Raw genomic sequence first — 25,592 nt, forward strand, 5'->3', positions numbered from 1 at the left:
TGTACGTATATAGACTACAAAACAATCACATGAAGAAAGCTCTAAAGATTACAGGAATAACATTACTCATCATATTTTTCTTATTAATTGCCATTCCCTTTGCATTTCAAAACCAGATAAAGGACATGGTGAAAAACTTTATCAATGAGAATCTAAACGCCCAAGTTGAGTTTAGCGATGTAAGTTTAAGTTTCATAAGGAGTTTTCCTCAAGCACACGTGAGTGTAGATGATTTGGTAATTACAAATTACAAACCTTTTGAAAACGAAACCTTCGCGACAGCAAAAAATATTGCCTTTACAATGTCTGTGAAAGAATTGTTTAAAAACACAAACGACGATCCCATTGTTGTAAATTCTATTGCCATAGATCAAGCGCTTTTAACACTAAAAACAGATCCTTTAGGCAATAACAATTATGACATTACCAAGGAAAAAGACAACTCTACCGCAACGACAGATTCGGAAAACGGTTTTGCTTTCAATATTGAAGATTACAAAATTAATAATAGCGCTTTTACATTTTTAGACGAAAAATCTAATACGCAAATTTATATTTCTGAACTTAACCATTCTGGCAACGGTTCCTTTTCAGAAGAAAAATCTGAGCTCGACACGCATACTACAGCCCATGTAAGCATGAGTATTGATAGTACTCAATACCTGAATCAGAATACCATAAAACTCGATGCTCTTATTGGACTTAACCTAAAAGAACAGACATATACATTTATGGAAAACAAAGGGTTTATCAATCAACTTCCTCTCGTTTTTGATGGCTATATACAGCAATTAGAAGACGGACAGGATATTGCTATTACTTTTGAAAACCCAGAATCATCGTTTAAAGATTTTCTGGCAGTCATACCAGAAGCATACTCGAAAAATATAGATAACGTAGAAACCTCGGGCGATTTCAAAGTTAATGGTACCATCAAAGGAAAAGTAACAGAAACAACAATTCCTCATTTAGATATAAACATCTCATCTAACAACGCATCGTTTAAATATCCCGATTTACCTAAACGCGTCAATAATATTACCATTAATACGGCAATAAAAAATACCACAGGAAATTCTGACGACACCTATATAGACATCAAAACCCTCAACTTTAAAATTGACAATGATGTCTTTAAATCTAGTGCTCAAATACGAAATCTTGCCAAGAACATGCTTGTTAGCGCCTATGTCGATGGCACTTTAAATCTTGCTAATTTAACCAAGGCTTACCCTATTGAATTAGACAAACAACTAAGTGGTATATTAAAAGGAAAACTCAATACGTCATTTGACATGAATGCCATTGAAACCAATGCTTATCAACGTATTAAAAACACAGGTAGCGTTAGTATAAGTGATTTTGTTTTTTCTTCGGAAGACATTGTAAATCCCATTCAAATTAATAATGCGAATATGACCTTTAATCCAGGTAATGTAAAACTTAATAGCTTTGATGCAAAAACAGGAACAAGCGACTTTAAAGCAACCGGTACGATTAAAAATTTATTAGGTTTCCTATTGAGCGATAAAAATCTGCAAGGACAGTTTAATGTAAATTCTAACACTTTTGTGGTGAGTGATTTTATGGTTGAAGATGAAACCGCCAGTCAAAATTCTAACAAAACAACAGCTGATAGCGAATCACTCAAAATTCCTGATTTCTTAGACTGCACAATTAATGCTAATGCAAAAACTGTAGTCTATGACAATCTTACACTAAAAGACGTCAACGGGACCTTATTAATAAAAGATCAAGAAGCCGATTTAAAAAATCTAACGTCGAGCCTATTTAATGGGGTTATGGCACTAACAGGAAAAGTATCTACTAAAACCGATATACCAGTTTTTGATCTTAATTTGGGCGCTGAAGATTTTGATATCTCTCAATCATTCAAAGACTTAGAATTGTTGCAAAATTTAGCGCCTATTGCTAAAATTTTACAAGGAAAACTCAGCACTGTAATAAAGCTGCAAGGAACATTAGATCATGAATTTACACCAAATCTAAACACAATTTCGGGAGATGCTTTTGCAGAATTATTAACATCTAACATTACACAAAACGAAGCCATACTAGGCAAATTAAGTAACGCTTTAAAGTTTATTGATTTCAATAAACTCGATTTAAAAGCTCTTAAAACCAGATTAGATTTCTCTAATGGAATGGTTAACGTAAAACCATTTAATTTGAAATATGACGATATTGATATTGTCGTGTCTGGATCACATGGTTTTGATAAAAGTTTGAATTATAACCTTGTCTTTGATGTTCCTGCAAAATACTTAGGTAGTGATGTAAACCAATTAATTGGTAAAATAAATGACCCCGAAGTTAACACTATTACCATTCCTGTATCTGCAAATATCACAGGAAGTTATACCAATCCTCAGGTACAAACAGATTTAACTAGTGCAGTTTCAAATTTGACTAAAAAGCTATTTGAAATCCAACAAGAAAAACTTTTAAATCAAGGAAAAGATAAAATCAATGATCTCTTAGGTGGTATATTAGGTGACTCAAAAAAGGACACCCCAAAAAATTCTCCCGAGATAAAAAACGATACAACTAAAACAACCGATCCATTAAAAGAAGGTGTTAAAGATTTATTGGGAGGACTTCTAAAAAACAGAAAGAAAAAGAAAGATACGGTCAAAAACTAACAGCAAACCGCCCAATTCGTTAAAAAAAGACTAAAAATTAGTCGATTTCGAATCTTTTTTGCAAAGAAATGCATAATAATTTGCTTTTGTCAAATTAAAAGTTATGTTGTACTCTTGCAAACTTTTTAAAATACACATTTATACATGAGGCAATTAAAGATTACCAAACAAGTTACCAACCGTGAATCTAAATCTCTAGACAAATACCTACAAGACATCAGTAAGCTGCCTATGATTACTGCTGAAGAAGAAGTTGAACTCGCCCAACGAATACGAGAGGGTGATCAATTGGCTTTAGACAAACTCACGACAGCTAACTTACGTTTCGTTGTATCTGTTGCAAAACAATATCAAAACCAAGGATTAACACTTCCAGATTTAATTAATGAAGGTAATGCTGGATTGGTAAAAGCAGCTAAGCGTTTTGACGAAACTAGAGGTTTTAAATTTATCTCGTATGCTGTTTGGTGGATTAGACAAGCAATTTTACAAGCTTTAGCAGAACAATCTCGAATAGTTAGATTACCTTTGAACAAAATTGGTTCAATAAATAAAATCAATAAGACATATTCTTTCTTGGAACAAACACATGAAAGACCTCCTAGTGCAGAGGAAATAGCACAAGAGTTAGACATGACTGTTACAGAAGTGAAGCAGTCATTGAAAAATTCTGGGAGACACCTATCAATGGATGCACCTTTAAAAGAAGGAGAAACATCAAGTTTATATGATGTTGTGAAATCTGGTGAATCACCAAATCCAGATAGAGATTTAATGAAAGAGTCGCTCAATGTTGAAATTAACAGAGCCTTAGACACATTGTCTCAAAAAGAGAGTGATGTTATTCGATTAAATTTCGGATTAAGTAATGAGCCACCTATGACACTTGATGAAATAGGAGCTACGTTCGATTTAACTAGAGAGCGTGTGAGACAAATTAGAGAAAAAGGGATCAAACGTTTACGTCAAGATTCTAAAAGTAAAATATTAAAAACGTATTTAGGATAGCCCTAAAATAGATAACCACAAGTATTACAATGATTAAAATTTTAGTAAAAGAAGGAGAAAGCATAGAACGTGCTTTAAAGCGTTACAAAAGAAAACACCGTAACGTAAAAACGATGCAAAACATTCGTGAGAATCAATTTTTCACTAAGCCATCAGTAAAAAGAAGACGTGAAATTCAAAAAGCTAGTTATATCCAGGATTTAAGAAATCAAGAAGATATATAATAGTCTTTATTCACTACAATTATAAAAAAAAGCCTTTCCAATTGGAAAGGCTTTTTTTATAAGCTATGTTTAACATTAATCAAATGCAGCATGCGAATTAGCACTTGCCTTATTTACATTGATTATTGCATTGCTAGAGTTTACTAACATCGCTACAATTTCTAAGTTTGCAGGGTTACCAATGTTTCCTGAAGGCACAGTGTAATCATACTTAACTCTGTAAGTATTGTTTGCAACTGCCTGACCTGCTGGAATAGCATCACCTAACACATTTGTAAACGAGTGACGTAAAACGTGATTATGAACAAAATTAGGCACTGGGTTTTGACCACCATAATATTCTGGATAATAGTTTGCTTGACTTAGCACTAAACCATTCTCTAATAAAAATACTACCAATTTAGATCCGTTAAGATTTTCACTAAATCCAACGCTAACCATAAATGAAAGGTTATTAGCTTTAATCGTAGAGTTAATTGCTAATCCGCTTCCAATCGTTCCTTCCGCCTTATCGGTTACTTGATCTACATTATTAGTTTCTGGAAAATTCCATTCTTCTTGTCTATTTACATAAGCGGTAGGTAAACCTGTGATTCCTAAATGATTCGACATTTCAACACCATATTGATTTTGATAAGGATCTCCATTAAATAAATGTGTAGCTACAACCACAACATCATCACTCGCCTCTTGAACCATTTCAATAGCCACTGATACTCTAGTACAATATCCACACCAGTCACCTGTGTAATCTTCAACTAAAGCTCTTCTGTTATAACTTGCAGGTGTCACTGCATTATCAGCTACTGTTACAGAAATTGTTTCGGTCGTAAATGTTTCATAAGCAGCATAGGCATTATAATCTCCTGTTGCATCAGGTATATAAACACCTCCTGTTACAGACTGTTGGTCGTTAATATAGATGTTTGCAACATTGGTCACGTTAAACTCATTACCTTGAGTATCTGTTGCCATTACTGTATATTCTATTCTATCACCTAAATTAAGTGCAGTATTATTTACAGTCATTGAAATGGATTCAACAACAGCTAAAAATTGAACTGTAATTGCAGAACTTGTTAAATCTTCATACTTGGCAGTAATAGAAAACGATCCTGTTGATGTCGCCGTGTAAGTAGTACCAGAAATAGGATCCCCATTTACATAAAAAGTAGATTGTGAAGTGACATCATCACCTTCGTTTGTAGCTACGGTAAAGGTTACAGATTCACCTAAATCAACAAAAAATGAGCTCGCATTGACTGTTATGGAGTTAGGTCCTCCATTTCCGTTTCCATTACCATCGCCATTCCCTCCGTCTTCTGATGAACTGCATGAGAATAGCGCAGCCGCCACGACGAAAAGAAAAACCTTAGTGTAATTTTTAATTTTCATAATAGTTAAGTTGTTAAATGTTAAAATTTTAAGATTTGCGAATATAAAAATATATTTCATATTTTTTTGCCAAATTGGCACATAGTTTGCAAAAAAATCAACATAATTGACTGTGTTTTTTAAAATAAATTAACTTTGCCCAAAAAAAACCTAAATTTCTAACGATGAAAACTTTAATTTCACTACTACTTACGCTTACAATTTCCACAACCGCTTTTGCCCAAGATGTTTTACCAAAAATGCAACTTGAAACACTCAAAGGCTCTAACATTAACTTAGAAGATATTTCCAGTGATGACCAGCTCGTAGTTATCTCTTTGTGGGCCACTTGGTGTGTTCCTTGCAAAAATGAATTGGACGCTATTAGCGAAGTTTATGATGACTGGGTCGATGAAACAAACGTTAAATTATATGCCGTTTCAGTAGACGACTCAAGAACAGTAAAGCGCGTAAAACCATTAGTAAGTGGTAAAGGTTGGGAATTTGACATTTTACTAGACACCAACAGTGATTTAAAACGAAAATTGAACGCTCCAACAATCCCCCTAACTTTATTAGTTAAAAACAATAAAATCTTATACAGACATTCGGGTTACACACCTGGAAGTGAAGATGAACTTTACGAAAAAATCAAAGAATTTTCTAAATAAATCACAAACCAACAACTACAACTAAATGAATCGCTACACATTAATAGCACTATTGCTATGCACACCCTTATTTGTGTTTTCACAAGACGAAGGCAAAAAAGATTATGGAACTCTTAGCGGAGGTATAGAATCTAACTCTCAGTATTATATCGACGACTCTAAAACTGGAGATTTTGAAGAAGACGATCCCTTCAGATCCAATAACTACTTAAGATTAAACTATGATTACAAGAATTGGTTTGCTCATATTCAGGTTGAATCTTACGAACCCAATGCTATTCTAAATTTTTATCCAAAATATAAAGGGACAGATGTTGGAACTTTTGCAGTAGGTTACAAGTCTTCAAAATTTGAAGCGACGCTTGGGCATTTTTATGAACAATTTGGAAGCGGACTTATCCTTCGGTCATGGGAAGACAGACAATTAGGAATAAACAACTCAATACGCGGAGCAAACGTGAAATACAGACCAACCAATGCCTTAGAATTTTCGGCTTTGTATGGCAGACAGCGTGATGGCTTTGAAGTATCAGATGGCTCTATTTACGGGTTTAATGCTGAAATTGGCTTATCCTCATTGTTTAAATTTGAAAGTACTGGGTTAGATCTTGGCCTAAGTTATGTAGGTAGAGATGAGGATCTAAATATTAGTGACCCTAATTTCGAATCATTGACGAATTCATTTTCAGCACGATTAGATTTCTCTGAAGGTAACATTTATTCATCTATTGAATATGTAAAAAAAGGGGAAGATGTTTATTCTGAATTAGGTAATATTATTGAAAACAGATATTTTGATGGTAGTGCATTGCTTTTCAATTTTGGATATGCAAAATCTGGTTTAGGAATTGACGCCACATTTAGACGTATGGAAAATATGGCATTTTTCTCAGAACGAGATGAATCGGCAAATGTATTTAATCAAAATTACATCAACTTTATTCCAGCGCTCACAAAACAACATGATTATGGTTTAACCAATATCTATGTATATCAGTCACAACCGAGATTAAGTTTTAACCCTATTTTTAAATCGGGTGAAATAGGCGGGCAAGTTGATATTTTCTACAACATCAAAAAAGGATCTACCCTTGGTGGTAAGTACGGAACAAAATTAGCTTTTAATTATGCAACGTGGTCTGGCTTAAAAGGAAACTTCAACATCAATGAAAGATCATACGAAGACACAGATTTCTTAGGATTCGGGGAAAAATACTTCGAAGAATTTAGTTTAGAGGCAAGAAAAAAATGGTCCCAAAAGTGGGCTTCAATTTTTACGGTTGTCAATACTTTTTATAATGCCCGTTTTGTTGAGGACAGAATTGGAGAGGTCAATGCGACAGCGATTGTTGGTGAAGTCACTCGTAAATTTGAAGGCAGTAAATCCTTAAGATTAGAACTTTCTCATTTATTCTCAGATGATGAAACATCAGAAAGAGCAGATGATTGGGCTGGTGGTACCATTGAATATAATTTCAATAGTAGACTTAGTGTGTATGCTACAGACATATGGAACTATGGAAATCCTGACGAAGATCGTCAAATCCATTACTATACATTTGGCGGAAGTTTCACTAAAGGTGCAACACGAGTTATGGCAAGCTATGGAAGACAAAGAGGAGGCCTTGTTTGTGTTGGAGGTATTTGTCGTTTCGTACCTGAAAACACGGGGTTTTCACTAAGTGTATCAACGTCTTTCTAATATAAAAACTAATAAAAAAAAGCTCCATTATAATGGAGCTTTTTTTTATCCTCTATACTTAAGTGGTAAATGCACCACTTTTTTCGTTTCAAAAAAATCTTCTTTAAAATAAGAACTTAAAGGGTAAATTGTAGTTGTTTTATACGACTCTAGCTCTTCAGTTAAATCACCTCCTTTTAAATATAAAATTCCATTTTTTATATCATGCTTCTGCGTTTTAGCAATTTTTCCTTTTACCCATTTCACAAAAGATGGCATCGCCGTTACAGCTCTGCTTACAATAAAATCGAATTGCTCGTCAATAGCTTCCACTCTACTATGGGTCGTTTTTATATTTGTTAGCCCAATACTATCGGCAACACCGTTAACAACTTTCAATTTTTTTGCAATACTATCCACCAAATGAAACTCACAATCGGGATACATTATGGCCAACGGTATACCTGGAAATCCTCCACCCGTTCCAACATCTAATATAGAAGCGCCAGGACAAAATTGTACCACTTTGGCAATACCCAAAGAATGCAGTACATGCCTTAGGTACAGCTCATCAATATCTTTGCGAGACACTACATTAATTTTGAGATTCCAATCTTTATACAACCCTTCTAATTGTTCAAATTGATGGATTTGTTCTACTGATAAATCTGGAAAATAGTCCTGTATAAGATTCATTTATCTAAATTTCCACAAAAGTAGACATTTTTATGTGGATATTTTTAGCAAATATTTGGTATAATGGGAGCATTAATTATATATCTTTGCTCTTCAAATATTAAAAATGTAATTTTTTACGTTACAATTGAAAAATAGCAATTCAATGACAAAGCAAGCACTTTCTTTTTCTAGAACAGATTCTGCAAAATTTTTTAGAACGCTAAATAAACGTGTTAACAATTATTTTAAAGAGAATAATATAAAACGTACAGGGAATTGGAAAATCTGGTTAAAAACAGTGGTTATGTTTACCATGTTTCTTCTGCCTTATTTTTTAATCTTAACCCTTGACATTCCTGGATGGCTTCAATTATTGCTTACCGTAATTATGGGTATTGGCATGGCTGGAGTTGGAATGAACGTGATGCATGATGGTAATCATGGCTCATACTCTAATAAAGAATGGGTTAATCGTTTGATGGGAAGTAGTATTTACATTCTTGCAGGAAATGTATACAATTGGAAAGTTCAGCACAATGTTCTGCATCATACCTACACTAACATTCATGGTCATGATGAGGATCTAGAAGCTGGGCGTATTTTACGTTTTTCTAAACATGCAAAATGGCACAAACATCATAAATTTCAACACTACTATTCAGTTCTACTTTATGGTTTACTAACAATTAATTGGGCCATAACAACAGATTTTCAGCAAATGTATCGCTATATGAAACGTAAGTTGTCTTATGGTAAATTACCAAATCCTGTAGTGAATTGGAGTAAATTAGTCATCTCTAAACTCATTTATGTATCTATTTGGATTGTTATTCCAATGCTTGTATTAGACATTTCATGGTGGAAAATTTTACTTGGTTTCTTTATTATGCATTATGTGGCAGGCTTAATTTTAAGCGTTGTTTTTCAGCTAGCTCATGTTATGGATGAAGCCGAAATGATGTTACCTGAAGAAAATGGCACCATGAAAAACACTTGGGCTATTCATCAATTAAAAACAACGGTAAACTTTGGGGCAAAAAGTAAAATAATCAACTGGTATACTGGTGGTCTTAACCATCAAGTAGAGCATCATATTTTTCCTCACATAAGCCATGTTCACTACGGAAAAATCTCTAAAATTGTTAGAGAAACAGCTAAAGAATTTAATTTACCTTATAAAGAATACAAAACCACCAGAAAAGCGATTATCGCCCATTTTAAATTCTTAAAGCAAATGGGAATGAAACCTGCGATGAGCTAAAACGATCTATTTTAAATGACACAACTTTCAGATAGAGTTCTCAACATGGCAACGTCTGCCACTCTAGCAATGGCAGCGAAAGCACGAGAATTAAAAGCAGAAGGAAAAGATATCATTGGACTAAGTCTTGGGGAACCAGATTTTAACACTCCTGATTTTATTAAGGAAGCAGCAATTCAAGCTGTAAATGACAACTATAATTCATATACTCCCGTTGATGGTTATGGTGAACTGAAAGATGCCATTATAACAAAATTTAAAAGAGACAACAACCTTAGCTATACACCTTCACAAATTGTAGTGTCTACTGGAGCTAAACAGGCCTTAGCAAATATTGCGGCTGTACTATTAAACAAAGGTGATGAAGTGATACTACCTTGCCCTTATTGGGTTAGTTATAGTGACATTGTTAAACTTAACGACGGTGTTCCTGTTGAAGTTAAAACATCCATTGAAAATGACTTTAAATTAACACCTCAGCAATTAGAAGAGGCGATTACTCCAAAGACCAAAATGATTTGGTATAGTTCACCTTGTAATCCAAGTGGATCTGTATATAGCAAAAAAGAATTAAGAGCTATTGCCGATATTTTACAAAACCATCCAAACATTATTGTGGTTTCAGATGAAATTTACGAGCATATTAACTTTATTGGCGGACACTCTAGTATGGCTGAGTTTGATGATATGTTTGATCGAACAGTAACCGTAAATGGTGTATCAAAAGCGTTTGCAATGACTGGTTGGAGAATAGGCTACATTGGCGCTCCTGAGGCTATTGCCAGAGCTTGTAACAAAATGCAGGGCCAAATCACTAGTGGCGCAAACTGCATTGCACAGCGCGCTGTAATTACTGCCCTCAATGAATCACCTTCCCGTGTTCAATATATGATTGATGAATTCAAGCTAAGGCGTGAACTTATTTTAGGATTACTTAATGACATCGAAGGCTTTAAAACAAATGTACCTGAAGGTGCTTTTTATGTATTTCCAGATATATCACATTTCTTCGGAAAAACGCTTAAAGGGCAATATATAGAAAACGCAACAGATTTTTCTTTATTCTTATTAGAACATGCTAACGTTGCCACTGTAACTGGTATTGCCTTCGGAAATCCTAGCTGCATTAGAATTTCTTATGCTGCGTCTCAAGAGCAAATTATTGAGGCTATAAGGCGAATTAAAGACGCTGTAAGCTAAATAATATTGAAATAAATTAACACATAGATTCCAATACCAAAAAGGATGATAAAAGACACTAAAGAAATCACTTGATGTCTTTTGTGATCCTTTTTTGCTTTTTGTTTTATTTGATGTAATAATTCCGGACTAGCCTCTGGAAAGTCAAATTCACTTTTTGCGTTTTTCCCATAACCACCAAGCGTTTTTTTAAACCTTGATGATTTATCAAGTCTTATACTTTTATTACTCTTTAACGAGCTTATCATAGACTCTCCTAATGGCATATCTCTTTTTTATTAAAAATACATAACATATAATAGAATTACTAAAACTATAAAACCGATGATGCTTTTCTTAATAAGTAAGCGTCTATTTTCTCTTTTGGTTTTAATTCTTACACGTCTTAATACATGAGGTGGTACCTCTGGTAATATATAAGGTTTATACGCTTTCTTATGGCGAGATCCTCCATTCATTTTAGTGAATGGCTTACGTTTCCCGTTTTTTAATTGTTTCCTATTATAATTAATAGAAGCATTCATTGATGAGATTCCCATAATATCTTTATTTATTCTGAAATCGTATCAGAAATCCAACAGGTAACATTAAAGCATATCAAACCTTTTGGCATCTATATTTACCAAAATTGTATGAATTTAAAAATGTAAAAGATAATATGAGGGTAATCTCAGTAGTATCAGTTAAAAAAGGTCTATTAGGACCAGCTTATAAGATAAAAGCCAGTACTGTTACAAAAACAGACAGTTTTAAAAGAGTATCGATACTTGAAGTAATTTGATATTGTCTGCTTTTTACACGTTGCTTAATACCAAAGATAGAAGTTGACTTTGTGTTGTTTAAATTACATTTTACTACAGACTTGTAGTTCGAATTTAACAGACCTTCAGGTCTAACAAATTCTGTTGCTAATCTACGTTTGGGCGAAGGCTCTAATTTTTGAGATGCTAATACTAATTCCATGATTGATTAATTTAATTGATTATACCAATAAGACGTACATTCGAGGTATTTGTTACAACTACCATCTTCTGTAACCCTTTAAAAACCAATACAAAATTCCCGAAACACCTATAAATATTAATGTTTCAGAATGAAAAATATTTTTAAAAATTTTTATTAAATCATCTGTTTCGCCAGAAGAAAGGCGTCAACAAAATCAAAACTGTAAACAATTCTAAACGCCCAATGAGCATTAAAAACGCAGACCACCATTTAGCTAAATTTGGCAATTCGGCATAGTTATTTACTGGTCCATAATTACCCAAAGCAGGCCCAACGTTTCCTAAACTCGAAGCAGATAAACCTATTGCAGATTCAAAATCTATCTGAAACATAGAAAACACCAATGCCCCAATAATAAAAGAAAGCATGTAAAGAATGAAGAAACCAAGAATATTAAAAACAATATCTCCAGAAACAGATTTTTTATTGTAGCGAACAGGCAAAATGGCGTTAGGATGTAATGCCCGTTTAAATTCTAAGAAACCATTTTTAATCATAAGCATATGTCTCACAACTTTCACACCTCCCGAAGTACTGCCCGCAGAACCACCTAAAAACATTAGTCCGAAAAAAAACACCACCAAGAAAGGCGTCCACAAGGTATAGTCTGCTGTCACAAAACCTGTAGTTGTAATAATAGCTAAGACTTGAAAAAGTCCATGTCTTAAAGATGCTTCGGCCTTCCCAAATGTCATTGGATGATCTATTGAGGAAATTGAAAAATCTGCTCTAAAGTAAATGATCAATGCCGCGATTATAGTAAACAACGCAATGAACTTAAAGTACAGTTTAAACTCTTCATCACGTATCACCTTTTGAACACGTCCTTTAAACGCGAAATAACTGAGTATAAAATTTGTTCCTGCCAAGAACATAAATGCCATAATAATATATTGAATAACAGGTTGCCCATTCCAATGAGCAACGCTAGCATTTTTTGTAGAAAATCCACCTGTAGATAGTGTAGATAGCGAATGATTGATAGCGTCAAAAAATGACATTCCAGCTACTTGGAGTAAGATAGTTTCTGCTGCAGTGTAACCAAAATAAATGAGCCATAATCGCTTAGCTGTATCTGTAATTCGAGGGTGAAGCTTATCGGCATTTGGTCCAGGTGCTTCGGCTGCAAACAACTGCATTCCTCCAATTCCAAGTAAGGGCAAAATAGCAATGGCAAGTACAATAATCCCCATTCCACCTATCCAATGTGTCATACTTCTCCAAAACAATACGCCTTTAGGAATCGACTCTATATCATTTAAAATCGTTGCTCCTGTGGTCGTATAACCAGACATGGTTTCGAAAAAGGCATTCGTAAAACTTGGTATCGAGCCTGTAATTAGATAAGGTAAAGTTCCTGTTAAGGCCATAACAATCCAACCAAAAGCCACGACAATATAACCATCTCTTTTGTTGAGTTCCTTTTTGTGATCCTTCGTAAGATACATGGCAACTCCACCAAGCAATAACACAATAGAACCTGCGCTGAGTAAATCTAAGGTTACGCCGTCTTTATAGATCAAACTAATAAGTGTAGATAGCAGTATAAAACCACCATTGAACAAACATAGCAATCCGAAAAAATGAAAAATTATTTTATAATTAAGTCTCACGTATTATTAGAAAAAGAATCGTTCTACTTTTGTTATAGATCTTGGCAAACAACATACCACAACCTTATCTCCTACTTCTATTTGAAAATCCCCTAAAGGAATAATTCCTATATCATTCCTAATAACACCACCAATAATAGCTGAGCGCGGAAAATCTAAGTCTTTAATAACCTTTTGAGTAATTTTAGATTTTGAAGTGACTTCAAATTCGAGTAACTCTGCATTCATATTGCTAAGTTTGGTCATTGCCAACACCTCACCTCGTCTTATGTATCTAAAAATATTATTGGCTGCTAAAAGTTTTTTATTGATTAACGTATCAATACCTATAGATTGAGACAGCTGATAGTAGTCCATGTTTTCGACTAAAGCAATGGTTTTTTTCACCCCTTTAGATTTAGCTACCAAACAAGACATTATATTGGTTTCTGAATTACCGGTTACCGAAATAAAAGCGTCCATCTCTTTTATATTTTCTTCCTCTAGCAACTCCACATTTCTACCATCTCCATTAATAACAAGGGCATTAGGCAAATCATCGGCGCATTCAAAAGCAACCTCTTTATCACTTTCAATAAGTTTTACTTTAAATCTGCCTTCACAAAGATCTCTAGCGGTTTTGTAACCAATTTTACTACCACCCAAAATCATAATATTCTTAAGCTCTGTTCTCACTTTTCCAGACAGTTGAAATAATTCTTCATCGCCACCCTTAGAAGTCATAAAAACGACCTTATCTCCTTCTTTAAACTCTGTATCACCTCTAGGTATAATGGTATATTGTGTTCCAAAACGCTGAATAGCAATTGGTACAAAATGGAGTTCTGGAAACACTTGAGCTGCTTCTCTAACGGTTTTTCCAACAAAACTAGCTGTTCGAGATAAGCGTAAACTTAGCATTGTTAATTTACCTTCTTCAAATTCGTACGAATCATTAAATCCGTATTGATTAAGCAGCAATTCAATTTCGGCAGCCGCTAAAGTTTCAGGAGAGATCAATTCATCAATTCCAAATTTTGTGAACCCAACTTCCGTTTGATCTAAAAATTCAGAATTAGAGATTCTAGCTATGGTTTGTTTAGCACCTAATTCTTTTGCAAGAACACATGCAGTAATGTTTGTCGTTTCCGAAGATGTCACAGCAATAAATAACTCAGATGTGTTAATTCTCGCTTCATTTAAAATGGCTATCGACGTCACATCACCCTTAATGACCCTAATATCTAAGTGATCATTGGCATAAGCTAAACTATTTTTGTCTGTATCTATTAAAGTAATCTCTTGAGATTCATAAGACAATAATTTGGCCAAATGAAATCCTACTTCTCCTGCTCCCGCAATAATTATTTTCATTGATTATGTATATTCAAAAAAACATACAAATATACTACATTATTATGTGATTGAGAGTCTCTTAAAAGTAAGGCTCAAATTATTTAAAGCTATTAGTTTTAAGTATATTTGCAAAAAAAAAGAATGTCGTCAAAAGTGACTCCATATAAAGACAGTGATTTGAATAAAAAGCAGCAGGTCACTCAAATGTTTGATAATATCTCAAAAGAATATGATGGTTTAAATCGTGTTATTTCTTTTGGAATCGATATTAAATGGCGTAATAAGGTTGTTGATATTATAGCTCAAAATAAGCCTGAGCGTATTTTAGACATTGCAACAGGCACAGGAGATTTGGCCATTAGTCTGGCAAAAACCAAAGCCAAAGAAATTGTTGGATTAGATATAAGTGACGGCATGCTCGAAGTAGGGCGAAAAAAAATTAAAAGTAAAAATTTAGATGACCTTATTTCTATGGTAATTGGTGATTCTGAAAATTTACCGTTTGAAGACAGTAGCTTTGATGCCATTACTGTAGCATTTGGGGTTAGAAATTTTGAAAATTTAGAAAAAGGTCTTTCAGAAATTTTTAGGGTCTTAAAACCTAACGGAACGTTTGTCATTCTTGAAACTTCTGTACCTACTAAAACCCCTTTTAAACAAGGCTATAAGTTCTATACCAAATACATTTTACCAGCCATCGGAAAACTCTTCTCGAAAGATCAATCTGCCTATTCTTATTTATGTGAATCTGCATCTGTTTTTCCATATGGTGAGGTTTTAAACAATATTTTACGTAAAATTGGGTTTATTAACGTGCAAGACAAACCTCAAACTTTAGGTGTCGCAACAATTTATGTAGCCTCTAAAGCTTAATCAAGGTTTATACACGTCATTATCGTGATATTTATGAAGAAAATACTTATCGTTTTAACCTTACTTATAATGTCGCAGAGTGTTTCTGCCCAATTATTTAGTAGAGAAAAAATAAAAAATATTGAGAATTTCGATAAAAAAACCCTTAGTTGGGGTTTTTATCTTGGACTTAACAGTTATGATTATCAGTTTAATTATGAAAGAGATCTTAAAGAAATTCTAGTTGAAACAAGTTTAGGTTTTAGTGTTGGCTTGGTTTCTAATCTGAGAATAAACGATCATTTAGATCTGAGGTTTGAACCAGGCTTATTTATTACCACGAGAAGCATACAATATGACCCAAGTTACTTCGTTGGTCTTGAATCTACTGATGCCGATTTGCTAAGAGAGGTAAAATCGACTTATGTTCATTTCCCACTACTACTGAAAGTCTCTACAAAACGTTTGAATAACTTTAAACCATTTATTATAGGTGGTTTATCTATGGCACTCAACTTATCAAGTAATGAGGAAAATCCAGATGACAATGCTGCTGGTCAATTTAGAACAAAGAAAAATGTTCTTTTTTATGAGTTAGGTGTTGGCATCGATTTCTATAACCAGTGGTTTAAGTTTACACCTTCTATTCGGGGTGTATTTGCATTAAATGATGAACTCATTAGAGACGAAGACCCTAATAGTCCATGGACAAGCAATATAAGAACCATGAAAACAAGAGGTATCTTCTTAAATTTTACATTTCAATAGAATTCCGTTTAAATTCACTTAAAACAATTGCCGTGGCGGTTGCTACATTTAAACTTTCTGTCGCTTTTAAATTTCCAAATCGAGGAATACTTAATTTCTTGGTGACTAGGGCTTCAATAGCATCTGAAATTCCATTGGCTTCATTACCCATAACAATTATCCCTGCATTAGGCATCTTATTAGTATAAATGGAATCGCCATCCATAAACGTTCCAAAGACATTCATATCGCTATCTTTAATATAATCTTCAAGATTAACGTACGTCAAATGTACTCTTGTCAATGAACCCATCGTAGCCTGTACAACCTTAGAGTTATAGCAATCAACAGTTGCCTTACTGCAAATCAAATGTTTTATACCAAACCAATCGCAAAGTCTAATAATTGTGCCGAGATTTCCAGGGTCTCTAACATCGTCAAGCGCTAAAATCAATCCTGTATGAGATATATCTTCATTTTGCGGAATTTTAAACATTGCAAGAGCTGTATTAGGTGCTTTAAGTCGACTTATTTTTTGAAGCTCCTTATCTGAAATCAAAACGGTTTCAGTATTAAAAATGTCTTCTGTTGAAAACAATTGGTATAACTCAAAGCTAGAATTCAAAAACTCTTCAATACCTTTTATACCTTCAACCACAAATAGCTGATGTTGGATTCTAAACTTTTTTTGACTCAAGCTAGCAATTAATTTTATGTGGCTCTTTGTTAACATTAAAATGTATTTACTTTTGTGATGTTTTAACTAAAATACAAAGTAATACTTTTTTGGTCTATTATTTGTTATGATAAGACCACAATAAAACTGTAAATTTGGATAGAACTTAAATGCAAACACTTTCTTTTTTGAAATTTCACTTTTCCAAGATACTAATCTGCGGTTTGATATGCACTACTTTATCGTGTAACGTGATGAAGCGCGTTAAAAAGAATGAGCATTTATTGACGAGTAATACGGTTTTAGTTAATGACAAAAAAAATACGACAGAAACCGTCAATAATCTTATCTATCAAAAACCAAACGGTACATTATTAGGAATTCCTTTACGAGTTCACATATACAATTTGGCGCGTCCAAATATAGATTCGATACTCAATCAGAAATATAGGAATCCAGAAAACCCTAGAACTGGTCTTAAAAATTTACTCTCATTAAAACAGTATGAAGCCTTTGTAAAATCGAAAAAGAACTTTAACAATTGGTTAAAAAAAACAGGAGAAGCGCCAGCCATTTACAATGAGGCCAGAGCCGAAAAAACAGCGAACGCTCTAAAAAAATATTACTTCAGCAAAGGATGGTTTAACGTTGAAACTGCTTTTGAAACTGAAAAAGATAGCAATCAAAGAGCTAGAGTCACTTACAAAGTCAATACAGGAGATCCCTATTATTTAGACTCTATAACACAAAACATAAAGACACCAATAATTGACTCCTTATACACGGCACACTTAAAGCAAGGTTCACTTATAAAAGAAGGGCAACAATACGATGAAGCCAGTTTTTCTGCTGAACGCGACCGATTAACCGAACAACTGAGAAACTCTGGTTTTTATCATTTTGGACAAGATTATATTACGTTTGCTATTGACACTATTGGCACCAATAAAAAAATGCCAACCGATTTAATAATTGCCAACAGAGCTGTTAGAACAGAAGATTCGATTAGACGTGTTCCTTTTAAGGTATATAAAGTTAAAGAGGTTAATATTTTCACCGATTTTAAAAATGAAAATCGAAATTCTACGATTAGTGATTCTGTGAAATTTAAAGGTTACAACTTATACAGTTTTGACGAAATGAAATACAGACCAAAGGCTATTACCGACGCCGTTTTTATAAATAAAGGTGATGTTTTTAAAGACATAGACAGAACACGAACTTACCGCTATTTAAGTCAATTACAGGCCTTCAGATATCCAAGAATTGAATATATAGAAAATGAAAACGATACCACTTTAACCGCAAATGTATATCTAGTCCCTAAGAAAAAATTTGAACTGACCACCAGTTTTGAAATCTCACAAAGTAATATTCAAACGGTGGGTTTTGCCTTTAATACTGGTTTACTTATACGAAACATCTTTAGAGGTGCAGAAACTTTAGAAATTTCGGCGTTAGGTGCCATCGGATCTTCAAGAGATGCCTCTGACACCAAAGATCAGTTTTTTGACATTAATGAGTTAGGTGGAAATTTGAGACTTAACATTCCTCGTTTTTTTCTACCCTTTAATACCGAAAAGTTAATACCAAAATACATGTCTCCAAGCACAAGAATATCACTAAGTGCTACGAGTCAAACAAATATCGGATTAGACAAACAAGCGTTTACCGGAACGGTTAACTATAATTGGTACCCTACACGAAAAGTGACTAATAATCTTGATTTGTTTAATGTTCAGTTTGTAAAAAATCTTAATACAGGCAATTATTTTGGGGTTTATACAACGTCGTTTGATAGGTTAAATTCTATTGCACGCGATATTGGTTACATTGGAAATGACGAAAGTTTAGAAAACCCGAACGTGCAAAACGATTTTTCTCCTGCAGATACCTTTATAAGTGATGTTTTAAACAACAACACTTCTCTTATGCCAGGTGATAATGATTACATAGATATTAATAACATTAACCAACGTAAAAATAGACTAACCGAAGACAACCTTATTTTCTCTTCTAGTTTTAATTACGTCAAAAATCGAAGAGAAAATTTGTTTGATAAAGATTTCTCTATTGTAAGGTTCCGTTTAGAATTAGCAGGAAATTTATTATCTAATCTATCAAAGACTTTCAATTTACCAAGAAATGCAGATGGTAGATATGAAGTTTTTGGGGTGCCTTTTTCTCAGTATGTAAAAACTGAAATCGATTATGTAAAGCACTGGAATTTGGGAAGGCAAAATGAATTGGCTATTCGTACCTATTTTGGAATTGCCATACCTTATGGAAACTCTAACAGTATCCCATTTGCAGAAAGTTTCTTTTCAGGAGGACCTAACGATGTTCGTGCTTGGACAGCATACAACCTTGGCCCAGGAAGCTCTCTGTCTACTAACGAATTCAACGAAGCCAACATGAAAATAACGTTGAGTGCTGAGCAACGTTTTAATCTTTTAGGGCGTTTTAATGGCGCTGTTTTTATTGATGCTGGAAATATTTGGAATGTGTTTGACAACGTTGAAGACGACAAAGCCACATTTGATGGTTTTGGATCCTTAAAAGATATTGCTGTAGGTTCTGGATTTGGTATTCGTTATGATTTTGGATTCTTCGTTTTAAGAGGTGATATAGGTTTTAAAACCTATGATCCATCTAGGGAATTAGGCAATAGGTGGTTTAAAGATTACAACTTCAGTAATGCCGTTTATAATATAGGGGTTAACTATCCATTCTAAGCTCTTTTTTTGTTCAATAGCGATAACGTTTTCGTTAATTTTAGCTGTTTCAAAGTTTTAAAAACCCCAAATATTAGTCAAATTTTACGTATTTTTGGCTTTTAATTTTCAACTAAAAAACAAACATGAGTCACAACATAAAAGCAGGAGTTGCTACAGGGCGAGAAGTACAAGATATTTTTAACCTCGCAAAAGAAAAAGGCTTTGCTCTGCCAGCTGTAAACGTTATTGGATCTAATTCTATAAATGGTGTTTTAGAAACTGCAAAAACGTTAAATGCTCCAGTAATTATTCAATTTTCTAATGGAGGAGCACAATTTAATGCAGGAAAAGGCTTAAGCAACGACGACCAAAAAGCTGCTATAGCAGGTTCTGTTGCAGGTGCAAAACACGTCCACTTAATGGCCGAAGCTTATGGTGTTCCAGTAATTTTACATACAGATCATTGTGCGAAGAAATTATTACCTTGGATAGACGGTTTATTAGACGCAAGTGAGCAGCACTTCAAAGACACAGGAAAGCCATTATATAGTTCTCATATGATTGATCTTTCTGAAGAGCCAATTGAGGAAAATATTGAGATTTGCAAGTCTTACCTTGAACGCATGAGCAAAATGGGCATGACTCTAGAAATAGAATTAGGTATCACTGGTGGAGAAGAAGATGGTGTAGATAACACAGATGTTGATGATTCAAAATTATACACACAACCAGAAGAGGTTGCTTATGCCTATGAAGAGTTGAGTAAAGTGAGTGATCAGTTTACCATTGCTGCAGCCTTCGGAAATGTTCATGGTGTATACAAACCTGGAAACGTAAAACTAACACCTAAAATTCTTAAAAACTCTCAAGAATTCTTATCTCAAAAGCATAATTTACCACATAATCATATTGATTTTGTATTTCATGGAGGATCTGGATCAACAGTTGAAGAAATTAGAGAAGCCATAGGTTATGGTGTAATAAAAATGAATATTGACACAGATATGCAATATGCATTTATGAGCGGTGTTCGTGATTATATGGGAGAAAAATCTGAATATTTAAAAGCTCAGATTGGAAATCCTGATGGTGATGATGTTCCAAATAAAAAGTATTATGACCCAAGAGTTTGGCTAAGAAAAGGTGAAAATGCATTCGTTGAACGCTTAAAAAAGGCGTTCGAAGACCTTAATAATGTAAATACTTTATAACTTTGCACTACTAACTACTAATTAAAACTATGTTTAATGTCTTGGTTTAAAAGGAAAGATAAGGGAATACAAACCTCTACAGAAGAGAAGAAAGACACACCCAAAGGGTTGTGGTACAAATCTCCAACAGGTAAAATTGTTGATACGAAAGAATTAGAGCAGAATTTTTATGTGAGTCCAGAAGATGGCTATCACGTTAGAATTGGAAGTAAGGAATACTTTGAGATTTTATTTGATGACAATACATTTGAAGAATTAGACGCATCACTTCTATCTAAAGATCCATTAAAATTTGAGGATACAAAAAAGTATCCAGACCGATTAAAAGCCGCTCAAGAAAAAACCAAACTTAAAGATGCTGTAAGAACAGCTGTTGGAAAGTCTAAAGGTAAAGATCTTGTTATTGCTTGTATGGACTTTTCATTTATTGGAGGTTCTATGGGAAGCGTTGTAGGTGAAAAAATTGCGAGAGCTGCAGATTATGCCTTAAAAAATGAAAAACCTTTTATGATTATTTCTAAATCTGGAGGTGCACGTATGATGGAAGCCGCATTATCGCTAATGCAATTGGCTAAAACCTCTGTAAAATTAGCACAATTGGCAGATGCTGGAATTCCATATATTTCATTATGTACAGATCCAACAACGGGTGGTACAACAGCGTCGTTTGCTATGTTAGGAGATATTAATATTAGTGAGCCAGGAGCGCTTATAGGATTTGCTGGACCGCGTGTTGTGAAAGACACCACTGGTCAAGAACTGCCAGAAGGATTTCAGACTTCTGAGTTTTTATTAGAACATGGCTTCTTAGATTTTATTACACATCGTAAAGAATTAAAAAACAAAGTGAATTTGTATATCGATTTGATTACAAATCAACCTGTAAGAGCATAATACGCTTATCAGAGCTAAATAAAAAAAAGCGAGCCCAACGGCTCGCTTTTCTGCCTTAAAGTGTTACACTATTAACCTATACGTAACATAAGGCCAACCAACTATTTTAAATCAAGAACTGATACACACAAAACCCTAACAGCACATAGTATATCCAAAGAAATACTTCGAGTTTGTATTTTTTTAATAGGTTTTCCATGATTATAAATGTGTTAATTAATTATAATTTTCTTTACAATACTTTGATTATAAGCTTGAATCTTGAATAAGTAAAAACCAGTTGGTAGTTTCAATTTGAGCGTTTTCCTATGATTAAAATCTAATAAAGGAATACGTTGCAATTGTTTCCCTGTGATATCATAAACTATCATTTGTTCTAACTGGATATCCCCAGAATACTCTAACACAAAAACACCATTGTTAGGATTAGGGTACACGCGTAAGTCATCTTTTAACAAATTCACATCAACACTTAAAGCCTCTTGGCTTTGACCAATAATATCGAACGTATAAGTTGCATTATCACAATCATCGCTCATAAAAGAAACAGTTGCTGTATTTATGGTATTAACCATACTCGGTGTATAACGAATTGTAAATGATGCTGTACCTCCATTTGCCATAATGGTGGCTTCTGGAAGTTCTACCACTTCAAAATCTGAACTATTAGTAATGGTTATTAGAGGTGCTCCTGCCAATAACAAATCGGCTATACCTAAATTTTCAATAGTAAAGGTAAATTCTGCGAAACTTCCAAAATCGACTAGTCCAAAATCGGTGTGATCATTTGTATCGGGAGTATCATCGCCATTAGCAATAGACATCCCATTTCCGAGTAAATTAATTTCAGGACAGCCACCACAACGTTCTGAATACACCACACCATTATCTACTTGCCAACTGCTATAGGAACCTGAACCTGCATTTGCGGCAATTTCATCATCTACCTCAACACATAAGAGGTTATTGTCCTGGGCGCGCATTGTTGTTAAAATGGTATTATTGCCATTTTTAAGGTTTAAAGTCTCTAGTAAATTGTCTTCTAAACGTAAAAATGTCAGGTTGGTGTTATAAGATAGATCTAAATCTACAATTTGATTATTTCTACAACGGAGTTGTTCTAAATCTTTAAAATCTTCAATACCTGTTAAGTCTATAATACTTTCGTTTTCGATATTTAATGATAAGATAGGTTCTATATCTGAAGTTAGTACATAGTCATCCAAAGCTCCTGTATCGTAACCTAAATCTATCAGTGCTTGTTCAAAGTTATCATCAGGAACATATGTGTCTAGGCAGTGTTGCCCATAACTTACAGTACTATCTTTTAACCATGTTGCATAAATCCCATTACCAGCATTAGCATCTACCTCATTATCGACTTGCAAACAATTTAGGTTTGGACTATTCGTTATATTAAAATTTGAAATTAAATCATTTGCACCATTTTTTAAATTGACAAATTCTAAAACAGGTGTATTTTGAAGATATATATGAGTTAATAAATTATTAGTATGAAGATCAATATTTGTAAGAGGATTAGTTCCCAGAGCTAAAGAATTCAAACTCAAATTATTAGTTAAATCAATTGAACTTATATAGCATAAAGTTGCTGAAAGAGTTTCTAATAAAGCATTGTTACTTACATCCAACATTGAGAGACCATAGTTCACAGAACAGTTAAGCGTTGTTAATAAAGGACAATTGCTTAAGTCAAGGTTCACTATATGATTTGAATAGCAATGGACTTCGATTAAAGCGGGATTATTTGATACGTCAAGTGTTGTTAATTGACTACGAAAAACTCTCAAAATCTCCAAGTTTATATTATTACTTAAATCTATTGTCCCTAATGGAGAATCGGAACAATCCAATTGAGTTAAATTAATATTACTATTAAGATCAAGTGCGTTTAAATTAGGATTATCATTACAATAAAGAATATCTAAAAGCGTATTAGAACTTAAATCAATATTAGAGATTTCATTTTCACTAACATTTATTATTTCAAGCAAAGTATTACTAGACACATCTATTGTTGTAAGATCATTAAAGCTTAAATTCAAGAATTCTAAAGCAATATTATCACTTAAATCAATACTCGATAACTTACTTGTAAAACAATTAAGCGATCTAAGTCCATTCAAGTTATCTACATTTATATTCTCTAATTGATAGTTTTGCCCTAAATAAATTTCATTTAATGCTGAATTAGTAGAAAAATCAATATGTGTTAATTGACTCTTTCTACATGTAAACATCTGTAAATCTGTCAATCCAGTTAAATTGATGGATGTTAAAGCATTATTTTGGTAAAACTCTGTCATTTCAACACTAATTAAATCAACATTATTACTTAGGTCTAAGGCCGTTGCTGCTACAGCGCCTAAATTTAGGTGTTGAAGTGAATTAAAACCTTCGATCCCAGTATAGTCTGTTATAAAACCAGCAATAGTAGTAGAAGCTAAGTTTAAGAAAGTTTCATTTTCAATGTTTGAGGTTAAAACTTGCCCATCAATAACATCATCAAACCCTAAGTCAATTAATGCTTGTTCAAAGTTAGCATCTGGAATTGCCGTTGTTTGTGCTTGTAATAATCCTGTAAAAATTAAGGATATAAAAAATAATTTTATGTTCATAACGTATGTTTTAGGTTAATAATTAATGATTACTTTTTTGGTGGTTATAGTATTATTGGTTTTTACTTTTAAAAAATAAATACCCCTTTCAAGGTTGACTGATACAGGATAAAAATGTGTGTTATGGATATTTATCATTGAAATTTCTTTCCCATTTACATCTAATAGTTGTAGTGCCTTTAGCTTCAGATTGTCGTTACAGCGTACAATAAATTGGCCTTTACTCGGATTTGGATAGATGTTTATTTCCAAATCTTCAGGAAGCAAAGTATCTGTGCTTAAGGTAGCGGCACAATCTTGAGCATATGTAGCCATAGCATCTTTCATCCAATTGCCATAGACACCATTACTTGCATTGGCCTCATTTTCGTCATCCACTTCAATACAGGCAAGACTACTGTTAAACCTCACATCTACATTTTCTAGTGTGGTATTATTTCCACTACTCAAAATCAAACTTATCAAGCCAGTGTTTTGACACACCAATCCTTCTAAAGCAGTATTCTGACTTAAATCTAAAGACGTAAATAGATTATCATTGGCGACCAAATTGGTTAACTGTGTATTATTGCTTAAATCTAAACTAGTAAGCTGGCTATTAACACAGTTGAGAAGTCTTAGGTTGGGATTATTACTTAAATCTAAACTACCAAGTAATGTGCCATGACAAACCAACACCTCCAATGCAGTACAATTTGAAACATTAAGACTTGTAAGCTCATTTTGTCCCGTAAAAATGGTTCTCATTGCCGTATTACTGCCTAAGTCTAAAATTGAAATAGGATTACTAGAGGTATCCAAAGTTTCTAAAGCGGCAAAATCTTCTATACCTGTTAAATCACTTATATTGCTTAGTGGAACAAACAATGATGTAATTGTATTGATATTTGCTGTTGGCACAACACCATCTATAGGTGCATTATCATAACCCATATCAATAAGTCGTTGCTCAAAATTTGGGTCTGGTATTAAAGTCATCTGTGCTTGACCCAATGTTGATATCATTAAAATCAATGCCAATACTATCTTTACCATAAGTAGCTGTTTTTGGTTTATCAAATCTACTTTACGGGATGTATGTTATCTTTCCTATATTTAAAATTGGTACAAAAAGATTGCTGTTTGTGATGAATACCATAAACT

The 25,592-nt window shown here is 33.6% G+C and carries 22 protein-coding genes; 12 read left to right on the forward strand and 10 right to left on the reverse strand.

Features of this window, described 5'->3' with window-relative positions; all coding sequences use genetic code 11:
• The first annotated feature begins 29 nt into the window (after positions 1-29).
• From Q0787_RS01145 to rpsU, 3 genes are all read left to right on the forward strand, one after another.
• Positions 30-2,663 carry an AsmA family protein gene (locus Q0787_RS01145; protein ID WP_298900356.1) on the forward strand — a complete coding sequence of 878 codons (2,634 nt, stop codon included), beginning with the start codon at positions 30-32 and terminating at the stop codon, positions 2,661-2,663.
• 144 nt (positions 2,664-2,807) lie between these two features.
• On the forward strand, positions 2,808-3,671 hold the full coding sequence (locus tag Q0787_RS01150; RefSeq protein WP_298900357.1) for an RNA polymerase sigma factor RpoD/SigA: 864 nt from the start codon (positions 2,808-2,810) through the stop codon (positions 3,669-3,671).
• A 29-nt stretch (positions 3,672-3,700) separates the two neighbouring features.
• Complete coding sequence (gene rpsU, locus Q0787_RS01155; protein ID WP_230933958.1) at positions 3,701-3,895, forward strand: 30S ribosomal protein S21; 195 nt, start codon at positions 3,701-3,703, stop codon at positions 3,893-3,895.
• A 75-nt stretch (positions 3,896-3,970) separates the two neighbouring features.
• Here the strand turns inward: rpsU and Q0787_RS01160 are convergent, their stop codons facing one another.
• The gene (locus Q0787_RS01160) at positions 3,971-5,290 is read right to left on the reverse strand and encodes an Omp28-related outer membrane protein (RefSeq protein ID WP_298900358.1); all 1,320 of its coding nucleotides are present in this window, start codon (positions 5,288-5,290) and stop codon (positions 3,971-3,973) included.
• A gap of 164 nt (positions 5,291-5,454) precedes the next feature.
• On the opposite strand from Q0787_RS01160, the gene Q0787_RS01165 reads away from it, so the two are divergent.
• Both Q0787_RS01165 and Q0787_RS01170 read left to right on the forward strand, forming a co-directional pair.
• Complete coding sequence (locus Q0787_RS01165; RefSeq protein ID WP_298900360.1) at positions 5,455-5,940, forward strand: TlpA disulfide reductase family protein; 486 nt, start codon at positions 5,455-5,457, stop codon at positions 5,938-5,940.
• Between the two features lie 25 nt (positions 5,941-5,965).
• Positions 5,966-7,642: a DUF6029 family protein gene (locus tag Q0787_RS01170; RefSeq protein ID WP_298900361.1), complete on the forward strand. Its 1,677-nt coding sequence runs from the start codon at positions 5,966-5,968 to the stop codon at positions 7,640-7,642.
• Positions 7,643-7,687: 45 nt separating this feature from the next.
• Here Q0787_RS01170 and rsmG read toward each other — a convergent pair whose 3' ends face one another.
• Positions 7,688-8,317, reverse strand: coding sequence for a 16S rRNA (guanine(527)-N(7))-methyltransferase RsmG (gene rsmG, locus Q0787_RS01175; protein ID WP_298900363.1), 630 nt, complete (start codon positions 8,315-8,317; stop codon positions 7,688-7,690).
• A gap of 145 nt (positions 8,318-8,462) precedes the next feature.
• Between rsmG and Q0787_RS01180 the strand changes: the two genes are divergently transcribed.
• Together Q0787_RS01180 and Q0787_RS01185 are read left to right on the forward strand one after the other, a co-directional pair.
• The gene (locus Q0787_RS01180) at positions 8,463-9,560 is read left to right on the forward strand and encodes an acyl-CoA desaturase (protein ID WP_298900364.1); all 1,098 of its coding nucleotides are present in this window, start codon (positions 8,463-8,465) and stop codon (positions 9,558-9,560) included.
• 15 nt (positions 9,561-9,575) lie between these two features.
• The gene (locus Q0787_RS01185; RefSeq protein ID WP_298900365.1) at positions 9,576-10,760 is read left to right on the forward strand and encodes a pyridoxal phosphate-dependent aminotransferase; all 1,185 of its coding nucleotides are present in this window, start codon (positions 9,576-9,578) and stop codon (positions 10,758-10,760) included.
• Here the strand turns inward: Q0787_RS01185 and Q0787_RS01190 are convergent.
• From Q0787_RS01190 to trkA, 5 genes are all read right to left on the reverse strand, one after another.
• Positions 10,757-11,026, reverse strand: a complete 270-nt coding sequence (locus Q0787_RS01190; protein WP_298900366.1) for a hypothetical protein — start codon at positions 11,024-11,026, stop codon at positions 10,757-10,759. The genes Q0787_RS01185 and Q0787_RS01190 overlap by 4 nt on opposite strands.
• Positions 11,027-11,038: 12 nt before the next feature.
• The gene (locus Q0787_RS01195) at positions 11,039-11,299 is read right to left on the reverse strand and encodes a hypothetical protein (RefSeq protein ID WP_298900367.1); all 261 of its coding nucleotides are present in this window, start codon (positions 11,297-11,299) and stop codon (positions 11,039-11,041) included.
• A gap of 169 nt (positions 11,300-11,468) precedes the next feature.
• The gene (locus Q0787_RS01200; protein WP_298900368.1) at positions 11,469-11,723 is read right to left on the reverse strand and encodes a hypothetical protein; all 255 of its coding nucleotides are present in this window, start codon (positions 11,721-11,723) and stop codon (positions 11,469-11,471) included.
• 161 nt (positions 11,724-11,884) lie between these two features.
• A complete protein-coding gene (locus Q0787_RS01205) occupies positions 11,885-13,378 on the reverse strand; it encodes a TrkH family potassium uptake protein (protein WP_298900369.1) in 1,494 nt (497 codons plus the stop codon).
• Between the two features lie 6 nt (positions 13,379-13,384).
• Positions 13,385-14,731, reverse strand: coding sequence for a Trk system potassium transporter TrkA (trkA, locus tag Q0787_RS01210; protein ID WP_298900370.1), 1,347 nt, complete (start codon positions 14,729-14,731; stop codon positions 13,385-13,387).
• A 123-nt stretch (positions 14,732-14,854) separates the two neighbouring features.
• On the opposite strand from trkA, the gene ubiE reads away from it, so the two are divergent.
• Both ubiE and Q0787_RS01220 read left to right on the forward strand, forming a co-directional pair.
• A complete protein-coding gene (gene ubiE, locus Q0787_RS01215; RefSeq protein ID WP_298900371.1) occupies positions 14,855-15,586 on the forward strand; it encodes a bifunctional demethylmenaquinone methyltransferase/2-methoxy-6-polyprenyl-1,4-benzoquinol methylase UbiE in 732 nt (243 codons plus the stop codon).
• A 33-nt stretch (positions 15,587-15,619) separates the two neighbouring features.
• Entirely contained in the window at positions 15,620-16,333 is a 714-nt protein-coding gene (locus Q0787_RS01220; RefSeq protein WP_298900372.1) for a porin family protein, read from the forward strand.
• On the opposite strand, the gene Q0787_RS01225 is transcribed toward Q0787_RS01220, so the two are convergent.
• Complete coding sequence (locus tag Q0787_RS01225) at positions 16,320-17,045, reverse strand: RNA methyltransferase (RefSeq protein ID WP_298900373.1); 726 nt, start codon at positions 17,043-17,045, stop codon at positions 16,320-16,322. The genes Q0787_RS01220 and Q0787_RS01225 overlap by 14 nt on opposite strands.
• Before the next feature lie 197 nt (positions 17,046-17,242).
• On the opposite strand from Q0787_RS01225, the gene Q0787_RS01230 reads away from it, so the two are divergent.
• From Q0787_RS01230 to accD, 3 genes are all read left to right on the forward strand, one after another.
• Positions 17,243-19,723, forward strand: a complete 2,481-nt coding sequence (locus tag Q0787_RS01230; protein ID WP_298900374.1) for a BamA/TamA family outer membrane protein — start codon at positions 17,243-17,245, stop codon at positions 19,721-19,723.
• A 125-nt stretch (positions 19,724-19,848) separates the two neighbouring features.
• On the forward strand, positions 19,849-20,916 hold the full coding sequence (gene fbaA / locus Q0787_RS01235; RefSeq protein ID WP_298900375.1) for a class II fructose-bisphosphate aldolase: 1,068 nt from the start codon (positions 19,849-19,851) through the stop codon (positions 20,914-20,916).
• A 36-nt stretch (positions 20,917-20,952) separates the two neighbouring features.
• A complete protein-coding gene (accD, locus tag Q0787_RS01240; protein ID WP_298900376.1) occupies positions 20,953-21,810 on the forward strand; it encodes an acetyl-CoA carboxylase, carboxyltransferase subunit beta in 858 nt (285 codons plus the stop codon).
• A 212-nt stretch (positions 21,811-22,022) separates the two neighbouring features.
• On the opposite strand, the gene Q0787_RS01245 is transcribed toward accD, so the two are convergent.
• Together Q0787_RS01245 and Q0787_RS01250 are read right to left on the reverse strand one after the other, a co-directional pair.
• The gene (locus tag Q0787_RS01245) at positions 22,023-24,449 is read right to left on the reverse strand and encodes a choice-of-anchor D domain-containing protein (protein ID WP_298900377.1); all 2,427 of its coding nucleotides are present in this window, start codon (positions 24,447-24,449) and stop codon (positions 22,023-22,025) included.
• 15 nt (positions 24,450-24,464) lie between these two features.
• A complete protein-coding gene (locus Q0787_RS01250) occupies positions 24,465-25,484 on the reverse strand; it encodes a T9SS type A sorting domain-containing protein (RefSeq protein ID WP_298900379.1) in 1,020 nt (339 codons plus the stop codon).
• Positions 25,485-25,592: the final 108 nt, after the last annotated feature.

The sequence above is a fragment of the uncultured Psychroserpens sp. genome, from assembly GCF_947492715.1.
Taxonomy (GTDB): domain Bacteria; phylum Bacteroidota; class Bacteroidia; order Flavobacteriales; family Flavobacteriaceae; genus Psychroserpens.

Bases quoted from the DNA above. Each gene is read 5' to 3' on its own strand.
- Q0787_RS01145 (WP_298900356.1), top strand. From the start codon at position 30: ATGAAGAAAGCTCTAAAGATTACAGGAATAACATTACTCATCATATTT.
- Q0787_RS01150 (WP_298900357.1), top strand. From the start codon at position 2,808: ATGAGGCAATTAAAGATTACCAAACAAGTTACCAACCGTGAATCTAAA.
- rpsU (WP_230933958.1), top strand. From the start codon at position 3,701: ATGATTAAAATTTTAGTAAAAGAAGGAGAAAGCATAGAACGTGCTTTA.
- Q0787_RS01160 (WP_298900358.1), bottom strand. From the start codon at position 5,290: ATGAAAATTAAAAATTACACTAAGGTTTTTCTTTTCGTCGTGGCGGCT.
- Q0787_RS01165 (WP_298900360.1), top strand. From the start codon at position 5,455: ATGAAAACTTTAATTTCACTACTACTTACGCTTACAATTTCCACAACC.
- Q0787_RS01170 (WP_298900361.1), top strand. From the start codon at position 5,966: ATGAATCGCTACACATTAATAGCACTATTGCTATGCACACCCTTATTT.
- rsmG (WP_298900363.1), bottom strand. From the start codon at position 8,317: ATGAATCTTATACAGGACTATTTTCCAGATTTATCAGTAGAACAAATC.
- Q0787_RS01180 (WP_298900364.1), top strand. From the start codon at position 8,463: ATGACAAAGCAAGCACTTTCTTTTTCTAGAACAGATTCTGCAAAATTT.
- Q0787_RS01185 (WP_298900365.1), top strand. From the start codon at position 9,576: ATGACACAACTTTCAGATAGAGTTCTCAACATGGCAACGTCTGCCACT.
- Q0787_RS01190 (WP_298900366.1), bottom strand. From the start codon at position 11,026: ATGCCATTAGGAGAGTCTATGATAAGCTCGTTAAAGAGTAATAAAAGT.
- Q0787_RS01195 (WP_298900367.1), bottom strand. From the start codon at position 11,299: ATGGGAATCTCATCAATGAATGCTTCTATTAATTATAATAGGAAACAA.
- Q0787_RS01200 (WP_298900368.1), bottom strand. From the start codon at position 11,723: ATGGAATTAGTATTAGCATCTCAAAAATTAGAGCCTTCGCCCAAACGT.
- trkA (WP_298900370.1), bottom strand. From the start codon at position 14,731: ATGAAAATAATTATTGCGGGAGCAGGAGAAGTAGGATTTCATTTGGCC.
- ubiE (WP_298900371.1), top strand. From the start codon at position 14,855: ATGTCGTCAAAAGTGACTCCATATAAAGACAGTGATTTGAATAAAAAG.
- Q0787_RS01220 (WP_298900372.1), top strand. From the start codon at position 15,620: ATGAAGAAAATACTTATCGTTTTAACCTTACTTATAATGTCGCAGAGT.
- Q0787_RS01225 (WP_298900373.1), bottom strand. From the start codon at position 17,045: ATGTTAACAAAGAGCCACATAAAATTAATTGCTAGCTTGAGTCAAAAA.
- Q0787_RS01230 (WP_298900374.1), top strand. From the start codon at position 17,243: ATGAAGCGCGTTAAAAAGAATGAGCATTTATTGACGAGTAATACGGTT.
- fbaA (WP_298900375.1), top strand. From the start codon at position 19,849: ATGAGTCACAACATAAAAGCAGGAGTTGCTACAGGGCGAGAAGTACAA.
- accD (WP_298900376.1), top strand. From the start codon at position 20,953: ATGTCTTGGTTTAAAAGGAAAGATAAGGGAATACAAACCTCTACAGAA.
- Q0787_RS01245 (WP_298900377.1), bottom strand. From the start codon at position 24,449: ATGAACATAAAATTATTTTTTATATCCTTAATTTTTACAGGATTATTA.
- Q0787_RS01250 (WP_298900379.1), bottom strand. From the start codon at position 25,484: ATGGTAAAGATAGTATTGGCATTGATTTTAATGATATCAACATTGGGT.